General features: G+C 66.0%; 15 protein-coding genes. 7 read left to right on the top strand and 8 right to left on the bottom strand.

What is annotated here, in order from left to right; translation table 11 throughout:
- Nucleotides 1-63 precede the first annotated feature (63 nt).
- The 3 genes from ACVWYP_RS36905 (at nt 64) to ACVWYP_RS36895 (ending at nt 3,569) form a co-directional block, all read left to right on the top strand.
- Entirely contained in the window at nt 64-528 is a 465-nt protein-coding gene (locus tag ACVWYP_RS36905) for an Lrp/AsnC ligand binding domain-containing protein (protein WP_018273295.1), read from the top strand.
- 123 nt (nt 529-651) lie between these two features.
- Nucleotides 652-1,272: a hypothetical protein gene (locus ACVWYP_RS36900; RefSeq protein WP_304500369.1), complete on the top strand. Its 621-nt coding sequence runs from the start codon at nt 652-654 to the stop codon at nt 1,270-1,272.
- A 224-nt stretch (nt 1,273-1,496) separates the two neighbouring features.
- Nucleotides 1,497-3,569 carry a tetratricopeptide repeat protein gene (locus tag ACVWYP_RS36895; protein WP_304496776.1) on the top strand — a complete coding sequence of 691 codons (2,073 nt, stop codon included), beginning with the start codon at nt 1,497-1,499 and terminating at the stop codon, nt 3,567-3,569.
- A 203-nt stretch (nt 3,570-3,772) separates the two neighbouring features.
- On the opposite strand, the gene ACVWYP_RS36890 is transcribed toward ACVWYP_RS36895, so the two are convergent.
- The 5 genes from ACVWYP_RS36890 to ACVWYP_RS36870 form a co-directional block, all read right to left on the bottom strand.
- Entirely contained in the window at nt 3,773-3,973 is a 201-nt protein-coding gene (locus ACVWYP_RS36890; protein ID WP_016842427.1) for a cold-shock protein, read from the bottom strand.
- Between the two features lie 283 nt (nt 3,974-4,256).
- Nucleotides 4,257-4,568, bottom strand: a complete 312-nt coding sequence (sorB, locus tag ACVWYP_RS36885) for a SorB family sulfite dehydrogenase c-type cytochrome subunit (RefSeq protein ID WP_304496775.1) — start codon at nt 4,566-4,568, stop codon at nt 4,257-4,259.
- 11 nt (nt 4,569-4,579) lie between these two features.
- On the bottom strand, nt 4,580-5,779 hold the full coding sequence (sorA, locus tag ACVWYP_RS36880; RefSeq protein WP_304496774.1) for a SorA family sulfite dehydrogenase catalytic subunit: 1,200 nt from the start codon (nt 5,777-5,779) through the stop codon (nt 4,580-4,582).
- Between the two features lie 208 nt (nt 5,780-5,987).
- Complete coding sequence (locus ACVWYP_RS36875) at nt 5,988-6,215, bottom strand: hypothetical protein (protein WP_028342505.1); 228 nt, start codon at nt 6,213-6,215, stop codon at nt 5,988-5,990.
- 162 nt (nt 6,216-6,377) lie between these two features.
- Nucleotides 6,378-8,114, bottom strand: coding sequence for an adenylate/guanylate cyclase domain-containing protein (locus tag ACVWYP_RS36870; RefSeq protein ID WP_304500368.1), 1,737 nt, complete (start codon nt 8,112-8,114; stop codon nt 6,378-6,380).
- Between the two features lie 229 nt (nt 8,115-8,343).
- On the opposite strand from ACVWYP_RS36870, the gene ACVWYP_RS36865 reads away from it, so the two are divergent.
- Nucleotides 8,344-9,894 carry a glycosyltransferase family 39 protein gene (locus ACVWYP_RS36865; RefSeq protein ID WP_304500367.1) on the top strand — a complete coding sequence of 517 codons (1,551 nt, stop codon included), beginning with the start codon at nt 8,344-8,346 and terminating at the stop codon, nt 9,892-9,894.
- Between the two features lie 135 nt (nt 9,895-10,029).
- On the opposite strand, the gene ACVWYP_RS36860 is transcribed toward ACVWYP_RS36865, so the two are convergent.
- Together ACVWYP_RS36860 and ACVWYP_RS36855 are read right to left on the bottom strand one after the other, a co-directional pair.
- Complete coding sequence (locus ACVWYP_RS36860; protein WP_304496773.1) at nt 10,030-11,061, bottom strand: YcjF family protein; 1,032 nt, start codon at nt 11,059-11,061, stop codon at nt 10,030-10,032.
- Nucleotides 11,058-12,521: a YcjX family GTP-binding protein gene (locus ACVWYP_RS36855; protein ID WP_304496772.1), complete on the bottom strand. Its 1,464-nt coding sequence runs from the start codon at nt 12,519-12,521 to the stop codon at nt 11,058-11,060. Before ACVWYP_RS36855 ends, ACVWYP_RS36860 begins: the two co-directional genes overlap by 4 nt.
- Nucleotides 12,522-12,717: 196 nt before the next feature.
- On the opposite strand from ACVWYP_RS36855, the gene trhA reads away from it, so the two are divergent.
- Together trhA and ACVWYP_RS36845 are read left to right on the top strand one after the other, a co-directional pair.
- The gene (gene trhA / locus ACVWYP_RS36850) at nt 12,718-13,413 is read left to right on the top strand and encodes a PAQR family membrane homeostasis protein TrhA (RefSeq protein WP_304496771.1); all 696 of its coding nucleotides are present in this window, start codon (nt 12,718-12,720) and stop codon (nt 13,411-13,413) included.
- 252 nt (nt 13,414-13,665) lie between these two features.
- A complete protein-coding gene (locus ACVWYP_RS36845; protein ID WP_304496770.1) occupies nt 13,666-14,460 on the top strand; it encodes an SDR family oxidoreductase in 795 nt (264 codons plus the stop codon).
- 36 nt (nt 14,461-14,496) lie between these two features.
- Here the strand turns inward: ACVWYP_RS36845 and ACVWYP_RS36840 are convergent, their stop codons facing one another.
- The gene (locus ACVWYP_RS36840) at nt 14,497-15,111 is read right to left on the bottom strand and encodes a TetR/AcrR family transcriptional regulator (protein ID WP_304496769.1); all 615 of its coding nucleotides are present in this window, start codon (nt 15,109-15,111) and stop codon (nt 14,497-14,499) included.
- Between the two features lie 91 nt (nt 15,112-15,202).
- Between ACVWYP_RS36840 and ACVWYP_RS36835 the strand changes: the two genes are divergently transcribed.
- Nucleotides 15,203-16,747, top strand: coding sequence for a 4-hydroxyphenylacetate 3-hydroxylase family protein (locus tag ACVWYP_RS36835; RefSeq protein WP_304496768.1), 1,545 nt, complete (start codon nt 15,203-15,205; stop codon nt 16,745-16,747).
- The last annotated feature ends 95 nt before the right edge of the window (nt 16,748-16,842 follow it).

The following is a 16,842-nucleotide window of genomic DNA, read 5'->3' as shown; positions in this document are numbered from 1 at the left end:
TCGATAGACAAATTAGCAGATTTGCCTTAGAAAATCAGGATCAATTCGAGAGTTACCGTAGATATGACAGAGATTGACAAGACTGACCGCAAAATCCTCTCGATCCTGCAAGGGGATGGCCGAATTGCCAATGTGGAACTGGCGGAAAGGATCGGCTTGTCGCCGACTTCGGTCGGCGAACGGCTGAAGCGGCTGCAGCGCGACGGCTTCGTCGAGGGCTATGGCGCGCGGCTCAATCCGCACCGGCTCGGGCTTGGCCTTCTGGTGTTTGTCGAGGTGCTGCTCGACAAGACCACGCCCGACGTATTCGAGAAGTTCGCCAGGGCGGTCCAGACCGCGCCGGAAGTGCTCGAGTGTCACATGGTGGCCGGCGGCTTCGACTATCTGGTCAAGGCGCGGGTCGCCAACATGACCGCCTATCGCCGTTTCCTCGGCGAAACCCTGCTGGCGCTGCCGGGCGTACGGGAGACGCGAACCTACGCGGTGATGGAGGAAGTCAAGCGCGACGCGCCGCTGCCGGTCGGTTGACATGCGCCCGGTCCGATCCACAGCCATGCGCCGGATGTCTTGGCATCGCGACGCGCCCGCGATAATCCTTTGGTTGAGTTGGGGCAGTGGATCATGAAAGACGCCGATCAGCCGATACGAGCGATGCGGGCCGGATTTGCCGGCGCGCTTTCTTTGCTCATGCTCTCGCTGCCCGCGGCCGCTCCGACCCGCGCGGCCGAACTCAGCTCCGGCGTCATGCAGCTCTATTCCTCGGTCTCGATCTATCCGCCGTCGGCGACGGGGATGACGGTCTGTTACGGCTTCGTCTGCCGGCGTCGCGAGATGCTCGACTTCAGCGCAGCCGACCGGGCGGCCCTGACCAAGATCATGGCCACGGGCCGCGCCAATGCCGCCGCCGAACGCGCGGCCGTGCAAAAGGCCGTGATCTGGTTCGACCGCCGCATGGGGCCGATCCTCGGCACCGACAAGCGCGTGGCGAAAGCGGACTTCCGCGCCAACGACGACAAACACAATTATGATTGCTGGGACACGACGCGGAACACGACCAGCCTGATGCTGGTGATGCAGGCGTGGAACCTGTTCAGGTTTCATGACGTCGGGGATCCCCACTACCGCGGATTTTCGTTGGCGCAAACGCCGCACAACACCGCCGTTCTCGTCGAGCGCGCGACCAAGGTGGAATGGGCCGTCGATCTCTGGCCCCGCGGCTATCTGCAACCGCCTGACGTCATGACCGTCGCCAAATGGGTGACGGAAGATTGAACGGCTGAGCGTCGCGGCTGCGCGTTCCGCGCTGTTCCATCCTCGTTGATCGCAGGGATGGCGTTCCGCGTGACGCTGGGAACCGAATGCCAAGATTCGAACACTAAGCTTCGAACAGTAAGCTTCGAACGAGATGGTTCCAAAAAATACGTTCAGCGCCGATCACCATAAGAACCAAGTGACGCGTTAACACCGGCAGCATTCGGTCAACCCGAGGCTACCACATGCGTTCACGCTCGATCTGCATTGATGCCGCCACCGGCGGCGTTCGTTTCCCGCAGCTGCTGGCGCTTGCGTTGCTGCTTGGGCCTTTGTTCGCCGGCCCGGCGCGCGCGGGTGATGTCGAGGATTGCGGCGGGCCGCCGACGGACAAGGCCGAGGCGGCGTGCTCGGGCATCATCAACGATACCGCACGCTCCACCGAGGATCGCACCAAGGCCTTCACCGGCCGCTCGCGATTTAACATCGCGCGCGGCAAGATCGATCAGGCGCTCAGCGATGCCGATGCGGCGGTGCAGCTGAATGGACAATTCGTGCCGGCGCTGATCGCGCGCGGCTATGTCCAGCAACGCAAGGGCAGCCCTGATCAGGCCCGCGCCGATTTCGATCGCGCGATCGAGCTCGAGCCGAAGAACCCGTTCGGCTTCCTGGCGCGCGGCAATCTGCGCGCCGACCAGCACGCCTGGAGCGATGCGATCTCGGATTACGGCCGGGCGATCACGTTGCGGCAGGATCTCCCCGCCGCCCATGTCGGGCGCGCGCGGGCCTATGTCGAATCCGGACAGCCCGATGCGGCGCTGGCCGACGCCAACACCGCGATTGCCGTCAACGCCAGCACGCCGAATGCGTTCTACTGGCGCGGTCAGGCCTATCGCCGCAAGGGCGACATGGATCGCGCGATCGAGGATTTCTCGCGCGCGATCGCGCAGGCGCCGCAGGCCGAGCGCAGCGCCTATTTCGCCCGCGCCCAGCTCTACAGCGCCAAGGGCGACTATGCCCGCGCGATTGCCGACTTCGACCGGCTGTTGACGGTTCTTCCCGACAACAAGGAGATCCAGCAGCAGCGCCAGCAGGCGGTCGCGATGCAGGCCGAACTCGCCAAGGCAGCAGGCGGCGCGGCGCCGCCGCAGGCCGCACCGCCGCCAGGTGCAACGGCAGCGCGGCCAGCCGCGCCGGCGGCGGGTAACCAGCAGGTCGAGCAGGCCAAGCAGTTCGTCGCTCAGGGCAACAATGCGGGCGCCGTTGCCAATCTCACACAGGTGCTGGGCGGCGATCCCCGCAACGAAGCTGCGCTGCGCCTGCGTGCATTGGCCTATTCACGGCTCGGCCGGTTGGCGGACGCGCGCAGCGATCTCAATGCCCTGCTCAAGCTCAAGCCGGACGATCCGCAGCTGCTGGCCGCTCGCGCGCTCAATGCCGCCGGCATGCGGCAGTTCGATGAGGCCAAGGCTGATGCCGGCCGCGCCATCACGCTCGATCAGAACAATTCGTTGGCCTATCTGGCACGCGGTCTCGTCAAGGCCGGCACCGGCAAGGTGCAGGACGCGCTCGCCGACTACGATCATTCGATCTCGCTCAATCCCAAGGAGACGCTCGCCTTCACCGAGCGCGGGCTCGCTCATATCGGCCTCAACCAGCTCGACAAGGCGCTGTTGGATTTCGATCAGGCCCTGGCGCTGGTGCCGACCAATCTGGTCGCCAAATCGTGGCGCGGCCTCGCGCTGATGCTCAAGGGCCGCGCCGATGAGGGACTGGTCGATATCGACGGCGTGCTGGAGCGAAGCCCGAACAATCCGACGGCCCAGCTCGGCCGCGGGCTCGCCATGCTGACCTCGTCCCAGTACGACCGTGCCATCGCCGCCTTCGACCAGATCATCACGCGGGCGCCCAACGATGCCTTCCCGCATGTGCTGCGCGCCCGGGCCTATCTCGGGCTGAAGAAGCCGGATAACGCGATGAAGGATCTCAACTTCATCCTCTCTGCGCGGCCCGATTATCAGCCGGCGCTGACATTACGCGGCATCACCTGGTCGGCGCTGCGCAACTACGACAAGGCGGTCGAGGATCTCGACCGGGCGATTGCGCAGAAGGAGACCGTCGAGGGCCTGTTCGCCCGCGCCAAGGCGTATGAGGCGCTCAACCATGCCGACAAGGCGACCGAGGACTTCCGCAAGGCAACGCAGCTCACGCCGTCAAGCGTGTTCGACGTGCTGGCGCAGGCCGAGTCGAAGCGCAAGGTTCAGGAGCTGTCGAAGCGGGTGCCGTGCGGCAACGGTCAGAGCGGCACCTGCCTGTGACGCGGCAACTCGGCGGCGGCGCGCTTTGCTGGAGCAAAGGATGAACGTCGGCGCGCGCTGGCGATGGCGGCCGAAAAAAAGCTCAACGCCGTGGCGCGCGGGCATCGTGCCCGCCCCGCCGAACGTCACGTTGTCTGATGTTGGGTCGGCCCCCACTCCCGGACGGTATCCGAGAGTGCGCCGCCGGATCTGGCGCTAATACGCTAGACCTTGAGATTCTCGGCTGACGTCTTGCCGCGATTTGCGATCTCTTCGTACTCGACGGATTGGCCTTCGTTCAGGGTCTGAAGGCCAGCCTTCTGAACTGCTGAAATATGCACGAAAATGTCCTTGCCGCCCGTTGCGGGCTGGATGAATCCATAGCCCTTCGTCGGGTTGAACCACTTCACTGTACCTTTGGGCATTCCAGTCGTCTCCGCGGAATCAATCGAAAACAGACCAGCCGGCCCCCGCACAAACCGGCTTGTCCGCAACGACAGGATAGCAGTTTGAAAAAAGCTGGGTAGATCAAACGACGGTGTGTTTTTGACCGGAAACAACCCGCTTTGCGGGGGGGTGACGCCAGATTGCCCGTTTCGTGGTCAATTGATGCGCTGCAAAAACGGATCGGTTCCAGTGTACCGAATTGGATCGATGGTCCCGCGCGCTGCCTTTTCGGCCGGCGCGCGGGGATCAACCGGCCGTCTCTCAATAGGTCGCGGAGAGGTATTCGACGATCTTGCCGACGTCGGCTTCGTCGATCGGCGCACCGTAGACCTTGATCATCTTGGTCACCTCGGCCTGCCAAAAGTCCTTCTTGAACTTCTCGCCCTGCGGCTGGGTCTTGACGTAGTCGGCCGAGTGGCAGGCGGTGCAGTTGTTTTGCACCACATCGAGGTTGGGGCCCGGCTTGAAGGCCGCGGTCTCCTCGGGGACCGTGTAGTTCACGGGCGCGGCGACGGCGGCGCCGATCGACAACATGGCGATCGCGGCGAGGGATGGAAGCAGCTTGCTGATCATGATGCTTCTCCTCACGCCGCGGTGACGCGCACGGTTTCGACGACGTTGCGCAGATAGCCGGCCGGATTCCACAACGGATCCATCGGCTGGGTGTCGCCGGCATTGTTGGTGGCGCGCACCTTCAGCTCTGCGGGACCGGCCGCGAGCTTCACCGGCAGCTTCCATTCGCGGAAGGCGTATTTGCCGAGGTCCTTGCCGAGCTTGGCCGGCGTCCAGCTCTTGCCGCCGTCGGCCGAGACCATCACCTCCTTGATGCCTTTGCCGCCGTCGAAGGCAATGCCGCGCAGCATGGTGCGGCCGGCCTTCAGCTTGGCGCCGTCGGCAACGCTGGTGATGAACGAGCGCACCGTGAAGCGATTGATCGGGATCGTCGCCTTCGGTGCGGTACCGGGCTCGACCGCATTGTTCGGCGTATCCGGTATCCGGTAGGCGGACTTCATCCAGAAGCCCTCGAACACGTTGTCGATCACGGTGATCTCGTTGAGGTGCTTCACCCAATAGGTGCCGTAATAGCCGGGCACCACGAGGCGGAGCGGGAAGCCGTTGAGGAAAGGCAGATCCTCGCCGTTCATGCCCCAGGCCAGCATCACCTCGCCGTCGCGCGCGTGGTCGATGTCGAGCGCCTTGACGAAATCCGGCGTCTTGTCGCTGACCGGACCGTCCATGCCGTTGAAGGTGACCTGCTTGGCTCCGGCCTGCACGCCGGCCATGTCGAGCACGGTCTTCAGCGGCACGCCGTGCCAGCGCGCGCAACCCATCGCGCCGTTGCCGAGCTGGCCGCCGGCGACGCGCGGACTGAAGAAGCCGCGGCTGTTGCCGGAGCACTGGTTGACTGCAACGATCTCGGTCGCCCTCAGCTTCCTGATGTCCTTCAGCGACAGCTTCAGCGGCTTGTCGACCTTGCCCTTGATCTCCAGCGTGAACTTGTCCGGATCGAGATTGTAGGGGAGGTCGGCGAGGTGGTAGCGCACGAAGAACGCATTGTTCGGCGTGAGCGGACCGTCGTTGAAGACCGCAAACGGCGTTTCCAGCTGCGGCGGGCGGGCGGTCAGGCCGATCATCGTGCGCTTCTGCGGATAGCGCACCAGCGGCCGCTCGCCATTGCCAAAGGGCAGCGTCACGGTGTCGAGGGCGAATGCACCCCTTGATCCCAGCCCCGTCACCAAAGCGGCCAATCCGGCGCGCTTCATCAAGTCTCGTCGATCGAGCATCCCGCTTCCTCCGAAGCTGTTCTGTCGTGAGCCGGTCATCACCAGGCCCACCCTGCCTTGCGCGCCTTCGCATCGCGGAATGCGCGCGATCCAAATGTCGCACCTGGCAACCGCGAGTCAATTGAGCTTTCGCAGCGTTGCGTCGCAACAACGAAAAGCCCCGGTCGCGTGGACGACCGGGGCGTTTCCATCCAGGTAGAAGGTTCGATCAGTAGCAGACGTTCACGGTGCGATAGCGATAGCCGTAGGGCGTCAGCACCAGGCGGGTGGCGTAGCAGCCGGAGTCGACGAAGCCGACGGCAATGCCCGGGCCACCCCAGAAGTGATGGTGATGCGGATGCCAGAAGAACGGCTTGGCGGAAGCTGCGGTCGGCGCCAGCGCGGCGGCACCGAGGGTTGCGGCAGTGGCGAGAGCGAGTGTGACTTTGCGAAACACGGTCTTCTCCTTCAGATGCGCGTTGAGCTCTGTCGCGGCGCGGTTGCAGTGTTACCCATCGCCAGTCAGTCGCATCCGGCACCGGGCACGTTCGAGCATCTCTGCTGAACGCACCGTCGGATGTGCGTCAGGTCACATTGGGCTGGAGCGGAGATGAACCGGTCAGGCCGCGACGGCACGCCGGTCGTCGACCAGCGTCGACAGGAGCTGCGTCTTTTCGACCGTGCGCACGGTCATCGGCTCGTTGCGGCCGCGGATCGCGACCTCCTGCGCCGGCAGGGCATCGTCGGCCAGCCCGGCGGTGACGCGCACCTCGTCCGAGATGATCGCCTCGCAGGCCAGCGCCTTGGTCATGTCCTGCAGCCGTGCCGCGACGTTGACGGCATCGCCGAGCGCGGTGAACACCATGTGGTCGCGATAGCCGATATCGCCGACGATCACCTCGCCGCCATGGATGCCGATGCCGAAGCGGATCGGCTCGCGCAGATCGTGGCTCAGGAACTGGTTCAGCTCGTCGATATGGGTTGCGATCAGCGCCGCCGCGCGCAACGCCTGGCGGCAGGCCACCTGCCGGTCGGTGGCAAGCCCGAACAGCGCCAGCATGCCGTCGCCGATGAACTGGTTGGGCCGTCCGCCGGCTTCCAGCACCGCCTGCGACACCGCGCCGAGGAAGCGGTTGACGATGAACACGGTGTCGAACGGCAACCGCTTCTCGGCAAGCTGCGTCGAGCCGCGCATGTCGACAAACATGCTGACCAGATAGCGCTCCTGGCCGACCCGTGCCGGATTGGTGGCGTGCGCGTTGGCCGACGTCGTGCTCGGCAGGAACAGCTGGAAGAAATTCAAGTCAGCGGTGGGCCGCAACTGGCAGGCCAGCCGGATCGACGGATCGTCATTGCCGACCCGGTGCAGCACGAAGGCCTCACGCGGCGAGGGCTCGGGCAATCCGTTGTGGTCGCCGATGATGCGGATGCGGCAGGTCGAGCAGCGCGCGCGGCCGCCGCAGACGCTCGCATGGGGTACGTTGTAGCGCAGGCTTGCTTCCAGCACGCTCAATCCCTTCGGTACCCGCAGCGTGCGGCCGTTGCCGTAGGACAGCGCGATCATGCCGCCGCGGCGTTCCAGCAGGGCCCGCGCGCCGCGCGCCAGCAGCACGAGGCCGAGCAGGCCGAGATAGCCGACGGTCAGGCCGTCGGTGATCTTCTCGAGCGTGGTCCCCTGCGCCGCGGTGCCGAGCTTCTGCACCGACAGCTCCTCGCGCCGCCAGTCGGGGTCCTGATAGTCGATGATCGTGGCGCGGCCACCCTGGTAGATGCCGAGCATCGCCAGGGTCGGGATCAGCACCGCTCCGGCGAGCAGGAACGGCGCGGCGCGCTTGAAGAACGGACGCAGCCGGAGCCAGAAATACAGGCCGATGCAGCCATGCACCCAGGCGATCACCAGCACCGCCAGCATCTGCCACAGCCGGTTCGGCGAGGCGATGAAGAAGGTGTACAGCTCCTGGGGGTAGAGCTTCTCTTGCCCGTACAGGGTCTGGCCGAGCCGTACGCCGACGACGTGGGCGACGATCAGCATCGGGATGCTGAGGCCGAGCGTCAGCTGCAGCGGCTCGATCGCCTTCCAGTGGAACTCGCGGCGCTGATAGAGCGCCCAGATGCCGAGCCCGGTATGCACCAGGCAGGCGCTGTAGAACACGATCGCGACCGGCAGGAACTGCCAGAATTCGGTGTGGTAGTAGACCCCGATCGCCAGCGCCTGCGTCGAGATATTGCCGAGCGCGTGGTTGAGGAAATGGCTGATCAGGTAGGCGAACATGATCGCCCCCGTGACGATGCGGACCTGCCGCAGGCCGATACCGCGGGCCATGTCCTGCAAATGCTCGCGCGAGGGGGAGGCCATGTGATTCATGATCGGCAAGTCTAGTGGTTAATTCCCGCGCTGAACACCGTCGCGGGTCCGAACCAGCCGCGAGAGCGGGCCGTTCGGCACGTTGACACTCCGTTAAGAGTCGAACAAAAAGCGCGCCGTGACGATAGCCCAAGCCGAACCTGGAGCCGATAACAACAGCGTTAAGCCGGCCCGTTCGCGCGCGCCGGACTGGCGGGGCGTCATCGCCGTGATCGTTGCGATGACCGCAATGCGGCTGGTCTACGCCCATGCGCTCGATCTGCGCACCGACGAGGCCTATTACTGGACCTGGTCGAAGGAAAACGTGCTGTCGTTCCTCGACCATCCGCCGATGGTTGCCTGGTTCATCCGCTTCGGCACCGCGATCCTCGGCGACACCAATCTCGGCGTCCGCCTCGGCGGCATCGTGGCGATGCTGGCCACCCAGCTCCTGCTCGCCGACATCGTCCGCCGCGTGACGGCCAACAACGTCCGCGCCGTGATGCTGGCGCTACTGTTGCCGGAGGCGGCGCTGTATTACGGCCTCTTGATGGCCAAGGTCGCGCCCGATACGGCGCTGATCCCGTTTTCGGTCGCGATGCTGTGGTCGCTGGTCCGGCTTGCGCAAAGTGGTGACGGACGCTGGTGGCTCGCCGCGGGGCTGTTTGCCGGGCTGGCGCTGCTGTCCAAATTCACCGCGATCATGTTCGCGCCGGCGGTGCTCGCCTTTGCGCTGGTGCCGGACTGGCGCTGGCGCTGGTTGCGCAGCCCGTATCCGTATCTCGCCGCGCTGATCGCGATCGTCGTGTTCGCGCCGGTGCTGATCTGGAATGCCGGGCACGACTGGGCCTCGTTCCGCTTCCAGGCGGTGCGCGCCACCGCCGAGCGCGCCTTCACGCTGCGCACCGTCGGCGAATTCGTCGGCATGCAGTTCGGCCTGGTCGGCTTCGTGCTGCTGCCGGTGACGCTGTTCGGCACCGCGCTGACGGCATGGCGCGGCTACACCAGGCGCGAGCCGGTTGCGATCCTGCTGGCGACCGCGGTGCTGGTGCCGTTCATCTACTTCCTCTGGAAGTCCCTGACGCTGCGGGTCGGCGACACCTGGCCGATGTTCCTGTGGCCGGCCGGCCTCGCGGCGGTTGCCATCAACGTCACGCGGATGCCGTTCGAGGGCTGGTCGGTCGGGCTCGTCAAATCGACGGTCTATTGGGCGCGGACCGCGATCACATCAGGCATCGTGTTCGTGGTCTGCGTCTTCCTCTACTACATGTTCGCGCCGTGGAATCTGATCGGCCACACCGATCCGATCGGCACCGAGGCGGGCTACGATGTGGTGGCCGCGCGCACCCTGGCGCAGGTAGAGGCGACCGGCGCGACCTGGGTCGCGACCACGGATTACCGCACCTATGCGATGCTGCGCTGGTTGCTGCGCGGGAAGGTGACGGTCATCGAAATCAACGAGCGCGGCCGCTTCCAGGGCTTTGCCGATCCCGGCATGAGCAAGATCAGGGACCACGCCGGCATTTATGTCGGGCGCGAGCCCGAGAACAATCTGCCGCTGTGGAGCGAGACGACGGCGGTGCGCCAGCCGCTGGAGCGCGTGACGCGGAGCTGGCGCGGCATGGTGATGGACACCTATTCGCTGGAGAAGATCAGCGGCTGGACGCCCGATCTGTCGCCGCCGCCGGACACGACGTTTTTCCGCTGGCGGGTGCTGGCGATGCTGGCGGAGCGTTGCGAGATCACCTTCTCCCCTTGTGGGAGAAGGTGGCAGCCGAAGGCTGCCGGATGAGGGGTCTCTCTCCGCGGGCGAGGTGCGTATGGATGGAGACCCCTCACCCAAGCGCGGGCGTGGTGAACAACTGAGTTGCCCTCTCCCACAAGGGGAGAGGGCGCAGCAACGAGCACTGCTCGCTCAGGAGAAGCGCTATTCCTCTTCCTCGCGCTTGCGGATCAGGTCCTTCGCGAGATCCGTTAGCGCCGGGCGCGGCAGGGCGTTGAAGGGAAGCGGGCGGGTGACGTCGATCGCGGCGAGGCCGAGCCGGGCGGTCAACAGGCCGTTGAGCATGCCTTCGCCGAGGCGTTGTGACAGTTTTGCCGCGATGCCGTGACCGAGCATCTGCTGGATCAGGCTGTCGCTGGCGGCCATGCCGCCGGTGATGGCGAGATGCGCGATGACGTGGCGCAGCAGGCGGATCATGCCGAGCGCGCCGGGCCGGCCGCCATAGAGCCGCGCCAGTTGGCGGATCATCCGCAAGCTCGCCACGAACACGAACAGCACGTCGAACAGCGCGCGCGGGCTGACCGCGGTCACGACCGAGACGCGTTGCGCGGCGGTCGAGACCAAGCGTCGCGCCTCCTCGTCGAGCGGCGTCATCAACTGGCGCTCGGCGAGGCGGATCATGTCGGCGCCGTCGATGATGTCGTCGGTGTGGCTCTGTAGCGTGCTGCGGGCGCGGGCGAGCTGCGGGGTCTGGTGCGCGAGCTTGAGCAAATCGGCGACGATCACCCGGCTCGCGGCGCGGTCGTCGCTGATCAGCGCCTCGGCGGCGCGCAGATGCAGCTTCTCGATGGTCGCAAGCCGCGCCAGACCGACCAGCTCGCGCGTCGTGACGACCGCGAGCGCCACCGCGGCGATGACGGCCAGTCCCAGCCCGAGGACGCCGAGGCCTTCATTGCGTGCGAACAGATCCTCAACCAGATTGATGACGCCAAGCCCGGTGCCGAGCACCACGAGGCCCGCGACCGCGCTCCAGAACAGCGTGCCCCAGCGGAAGCCGCGGCGCGCCGGCACCAGCGGCGTATCAACCGGGACCGGGAGCTGCGCGGGCTCGGCCTCGGGCACGATCTGGATCGTGCCGCGGGTGAGGCGGCCGCCGTCGTCCGGATCCATCACGACCACGCCGGGATCGTCGAGCTTGAACGTCGCCGGCCGCCGCGGGGGCGTCTTCTCGTTCATTGCAGTTTGTCTCCGATCAGGAACTGGAGGGCGCGGTCAAGGCGGATGTGAGGCAGCGCCGGCTCCGCATCGCCGTTTCGTTCCAGCTTTGGCGGACGGAAGCGCAGGAAGCGGTAGTCTGCGGCCTCTGTGTCTGAGTTTGAGAGACCGCGGAAACCGCCGTTGAACAGCTCCTCCGGATTGTCGGGCAGGTCGCCCGGAAAGGTCGCAACCTCCGTCTCGCCGTCAAGCCGCTCGCCATTGGCGACCTCGCCCGGCGCCGGCGTGCCGAGGATCGACGGCAGCCGGTCGCGCCCGCGCTGGACCTGCGCCTCGCGCGTGGCGCGCACCGCGGCGAGCGCGACGACGTCGATGTCGGCGCCGGCATATTCCGCGCGCTCGGCGGCCTTGGCCACGATCCGCCGCAGCACGGCCTCCAGCCGGTCGTGGCTCTGATGGTGCAGATGGTCGGCCTTGGTTGCCGCGAACAGGATGCGGTCGATGCGCGGCCGGAACAGCGCGCTCAGGATCGTGCTGCGGCCGATCCGGAAGCAGTCGAGAATGCCGGCGAGCGCGGCTTCGAGATCGTGCAGCGCCTCAGGGCCGGCGTTGAATGCGGCGAGCGCATCGGCCAGCACGATCTGGCGGTCGAGCCGCGCGAAATGGTCGCGGAAGAACGGCCGCACCACGACGTCCTTGTAGGCTTCAAAGCGCCGCCGTATCATCGCCCATAGCGAGCCGTCACTCGCGCTGCCGCCTGCGGGCACGTCGAGTGGCGCAAAGGTGAGTGCCGGCGTGTCGGCGAGATTGCCGGGCATCAGGAAGCGGCCGGGCGGCAACAGGCTCATCGCGAAGCGCTCGTCGCGGCAGGCGCGCAGATAGTCGGTGAACAGGCGTGCTTCGGTGAGCGCGGCCTGCTCGTCCTCTCTGGCCTCGGGCTTCAGCGTCGCGAGATGGGCGTGCCAGGGCGCCGCGAGTTTGGCGCGCAGCGGCTCGCGCGACAGCGCAAGGCTTTCCGCCGACCATTGCTCGTAGCTCTTGTTGAGCAGCGGCAAGTCGAGCAGCCACTCGCCGGGATAGTCGACGATATCGAGGGTCAGCGTGCGGTCCGCGCCATTTTGCCGCTGATACTCGATCACGAGACGGAGCTCGGAGATGTCGGAGGTCGAGCTCGGCCAGCTCCGCTCCTCGACCAATGTCCGGACATGGTTCTCATAGGCGAAGCGCGGCACCGCATCGTCGGGTTGCGGGGCGAGATTGGCGCGCGCGATCCGCCCCGAGGCATAGGCCTCGAACACCGGGAAGCGGCCGCCGCGGGTCAGGCCGTGCACCAGCGCGGTGATGAACACGGTCTTGCCGGCGCGCGACAGGCCGGTGACGCCGAGCCGCACCGTCGGGTTGAAGAATCCCTCGCCATAGTCGAGCAGCGCCCGCGCCGAGAGACGGGCTTCCTCGACGATATCAGTGAAGCTGGGGGGCATGGAGGGTTAACGAAAAACCCGGCAGGAGGGACCAAAAGGGGCGGGCGATCACCCGCAAAGTGGCGATTATCGGGCCAAAATCAAGCTTCACATTTCCGGCGCCTTTACAGGCGAGGGGATTGTCAGGGGGCAAGGGAATTGAACGCGTCACCATGCCCGCGCTACCCATCGTCTATCGGCCCACGGGAAAGCCTGCATGACGGTCTTCCGCCTGAAGCAACTTGCCTCGACCTCGATCCACGCGGCCGGCGCCGCGCTGTGGAACTACGACCGTGCCGAGCTGATCGCCGACGGCGTCATTCATCTCGTCGGCGTCGCGTTCGGGCTGGTCGCCGCCACCGCACTGATCGTGCTGACCGCGGTCTATGCCGGCCCGTTCGACATCGCCGTGGTCTCGGTCTATGTCGCCGGCCTGCTCGCGATGTTGGTGCTGTCGGCGACCTATAATCTCTGGCCGGTGTCGCGCGCCAAATGGGTGCTGCGGCGTTTCGATCATTCCGCGATCTATCTGCTGATCGCCGCGACCTATACGCCGTTCATCGTGGAACTGAAGGACAGCACTTTCGCGATCGCGTTGCTGGCCGGGGTCTGGTGCGTGGCGATCGTCGGGATCTGGCTGAAGCTGCGCTATCCCGGCCGCTTCGACCGGCTCTCGGTCGGGCTTTATCTCGCGATGGGCTGGAGCGGCATCATGCTCTACGACGCCGTCGTCAGGGTGCTGCCGGCGATGGCGCTCGGCTTCGTGCTGGCGGGCGGTATTCTCTATAGCCTGGGGGTGATCTTCCACTCCTGGCGCCGGCTGCGCTTCCAGAACGCGATCTGGCACTGCTTCGTGCTGCTCGGGGCCGCCTGCCACTACACGGCGGTGTTCGACGTCGTGCTGGCCAGCTGAAGCTCTCGCCATCTGCGGCGAATGGGCTATCATGCTTCGTGATACGCCCGTTGCGCTTTGTCCCGTCATCCTGAGGAGCGCGGAGCGCGTCTCGAAGGATGCACGGCCCGGCTGGTGGCCGTCGACCCTTCGAGACGCGCGTGCCGCGCTCCTCCAGCGACAACGGCTTCGCCGTTGCGCGGGGGTGACGGGTCACGCAGGAGCGAGTGGGTAAAGCGACAGTGTGCAAGCAAAGATATCGGGAGGATGGCCATGCAGGTGGCAGGTAAGGTTGTGGTGGTCACCGGCGGTGGCAATGGCATCGGCAAGGCGCTGTGCGAGGCATTCCACGCCGCGGGCGCATCGAAGGTCGTGGTCGTCGACCTCGATCATGGCGCGGCCGAGAAGGTCGCGGCCACGGTCGGCGGTGCCGCCTTCAAATGCGACGTCGGGCAGGAGAAGAACATCCTGCACGTGATCGACGAGACCGAGCGCATGTTCGGCCCGATCGCGCTGTTCTGCTCCAATGCCGGCATCGGCGGCGGCTTCGATCCGCTGTCGGTGAACGCCGGCGGCACCTCGGACGAGCCGTGGTCGCGGAGCTGGGCGATCCATGTGATGGCGCATGTCTATGCCGCGCGGCATCTGGTGCCGCGCATGAAGGCGCGCGGCGGCGGCTATTTCCTCAACACCATCTCGGCCGCGGGCCTCTTGTCGCAGGTCGGCAGCCCGGCCTATTCGACCACCAAGCACGCCGCGGTCGGCTTTGCGGAAAACCTCGCGATCTCGCACCGCGCCGACAACATCAAGGTCTCGATCCTCTGCCCGCAGGGCGTCGACACCAACATGCTGCGCTCGATCCCGAAGGGCCCGCAATCCGGTGACGGCGATCTTTCCGCCGAGCAGGTCGCGCAGGATGCGCTGAGGGGTATCGAGCAGGAGACCTTCCTGATCCTGCCGCACCCGCAGGTGCTCGGCTACATGCGCAAGAAGACCGAGAATTACGACCGCTGGATCGGCGGCATGGCCAAGATCCAGGCCAAGATGCGGGAAGCGCACGGGAAGTGAGACCGGTAGCCCGGATGGAGCGAAGCGTAATCCGGGTCACTCCCTGGCGAGTTGCGCGATCCTGTCGCGCAGATAGGCGTCCATCAGGTCGGGCGCCGAGGCGCCGAACATCCTGATGCGGCCGGTGTGCAATAGCAGCAGAAGGCCGGTCGCATGCGCGAAGCAGTCGACCATCACGGTGTTCGCCTTCTGCCTGGACGCGCCGAGCGCCTCTGCGGCCTCCGCGATCGGATGCAGCGCCGCCTCCAGCGCGGCGTTCAGCGCGTGGTCGCGGTCATGGCCAAGCCCGGCCGGCTTCATGCCGCCGCGGAACAGGTAGAAGCCGAGATCGAGGTCGCGCGGGTGCTCCGCATAATAGCGGAAGAAGCCCATGCCTGCGGCGTGCAGCTTCTGCTTGGCGCCGCGCGTCGTCGCGACCGCCGCGCTGACGGCTTCGCCGAGCGATGCCAGCGATTGCCGCAGCACCTCGGCATAGATCGCCTCCTTGGAATCGAAATGGAAATACAGCGCCGCCGCGGTGTAGCCGGCCCGCGTCGCGATCGCCCGCAGGCTCGCGCCCTCGAGGCCTTCCTCCGCGAACACGCTGCGCGCCGCGTCGAGGATCAGCTCCCGCTTGTGGCGGCTGACCGCTTCCTTCCTGCTCTCGCGCATCTGCATGGCCCGGCGAATCCGTTCTTGACTCAATTCTAACAGCGTTAGATAATTTAACAATGTTAGAATAAATGAGCAAGGGAGAAGCGCCATGCTGATGACGGCTGCGGACTACCGGGAATCCCTGCGCCGCTACAAGCCGCGTGTGTTCGTCAACGGCGCGGCCGTTGCGAGCGTCGCGGACGAGCCGTTGCTGGCGCCCGGCGTGGCGGGCGTCGGCGTGACCTATGATTTCGCGCTACAGCCCGAGCACGTGCCGATCATGACGGCGCGGCAGGGTACCTCGGGCAAGACCGTCAACCGCATGCTCCACATCAATCAGAGCTCGCAGGACCTGCTCGACAAGCTCGAGGCGGTGCGGCTGGTGTGCAGGACGTCGGGCTGCGCGCAGCGCTACCTGACCCATGATGCGCTGAACGGTCTCTATCAAGCGACCAGGCTGACCGACGATCGCCACGGCACCGATTACAGCCAGCGCTTCCTCAATTATCTGCACGAGGTGCAGGACCAGGATCTGACGCTCGGCATCGCCATGACCGATGCCAAGGGCGACCGCTCGAAGCGTCCTGGCCTGCAGGCCAATGCGGACGTCTACGTCCATATCAAGGAGTGCCGCCCCGACGGCATCGTGATCCGCGGCACCAAGGCGATTGTGACCGGCGCGCCCTACATGCACGAATTCCTTGTCATGCCGTGCCGCACCCATGTGCCCGCCGACAAGGATTTTGCGGTCTGTTGCGCCGTGCCGGTTGATGCGCCCGGCGTCACCATCGTCGCGCGGCCGGCCGGCCGGCCTGGCGATGCCGCGGCGAAATTCTCGGCGAAATACGGCCAGTCGGTCGGCGTCGTGATGTTCGACGACGTGTTCGTGCCGCACGATCGCGTGTTCCTCGCCGGCGAGACCGAGGAGGGCGGCTTCCTCACGACGTCCTACGCCACGCACCACCGCCATTCCTGCATCGGCGCCCGTGCCGGCTTCGGCGATCTCTTGATCGGCGCCGGCGCGCTGATGATCGAGGCGAACGGACTCGATGCCGAGAAGCACGCGCATATCCGCGAGGCGATGGTCGAGCTGATCACCATCACCGAAAGCTTTTACGCCTGCGGCGTCGCCTCCTCGGTCTACTGCACGAAGGATCCGGCGGGCTCGGTGATGCCGGATGCGGTGTTCTCCAACATCGGCAAGCTGCTGCTGGCGACCAAGATCTACGACATGCACCGCGTCGCGCACTACGTCTCCGGCGGGCTGATCGTCGCGCTGCCGGGTCCCGACGAGGATCACAATCCGGAAACGCGCGCCTCGCTTGCCGCTGTCATGGGCGGACGTCCCGATATCCCGGCCGATCAGCGCGCCGAGGTGGCGCGGCTGATCGAGGACCTCACCGTCTCGCACGAAGCCGGCTGGTATTCGGTGATCTCGTTGCACGGCGGCGGCTCACCGGAGGCGATGAAGCGCGAGATCTGGCGCAACTATCCGGTGATGGAGAAGGCCGAGCTGGTCGAGAATTTGCTCGGCCGCGGCCTTGTCGACCGGGGACAGCGGGTGTCGAAGCAGCCCGGACGCTGCTGCGCAACCGGCTGCGAGGTGCCGACGCCGTCGGCGGCGCTGGAGCAGGAGTCCGATCTCGTCAGGTGAGCACGTCCGCCAGGCTCCCTCTCCCGCTTGCGGGGGAGGGCTGGGGTGGGGGTTCTCTCCGCGAGTCACATCGTGGAAAGATCCCCCACCCGCAT

The organism is Bradyrhizobium sp. USDA 3262 (assembly GCF_054060035.1).
This window is presented reverse-complemented; position numbering and strand designations above follow the sequence as displayed.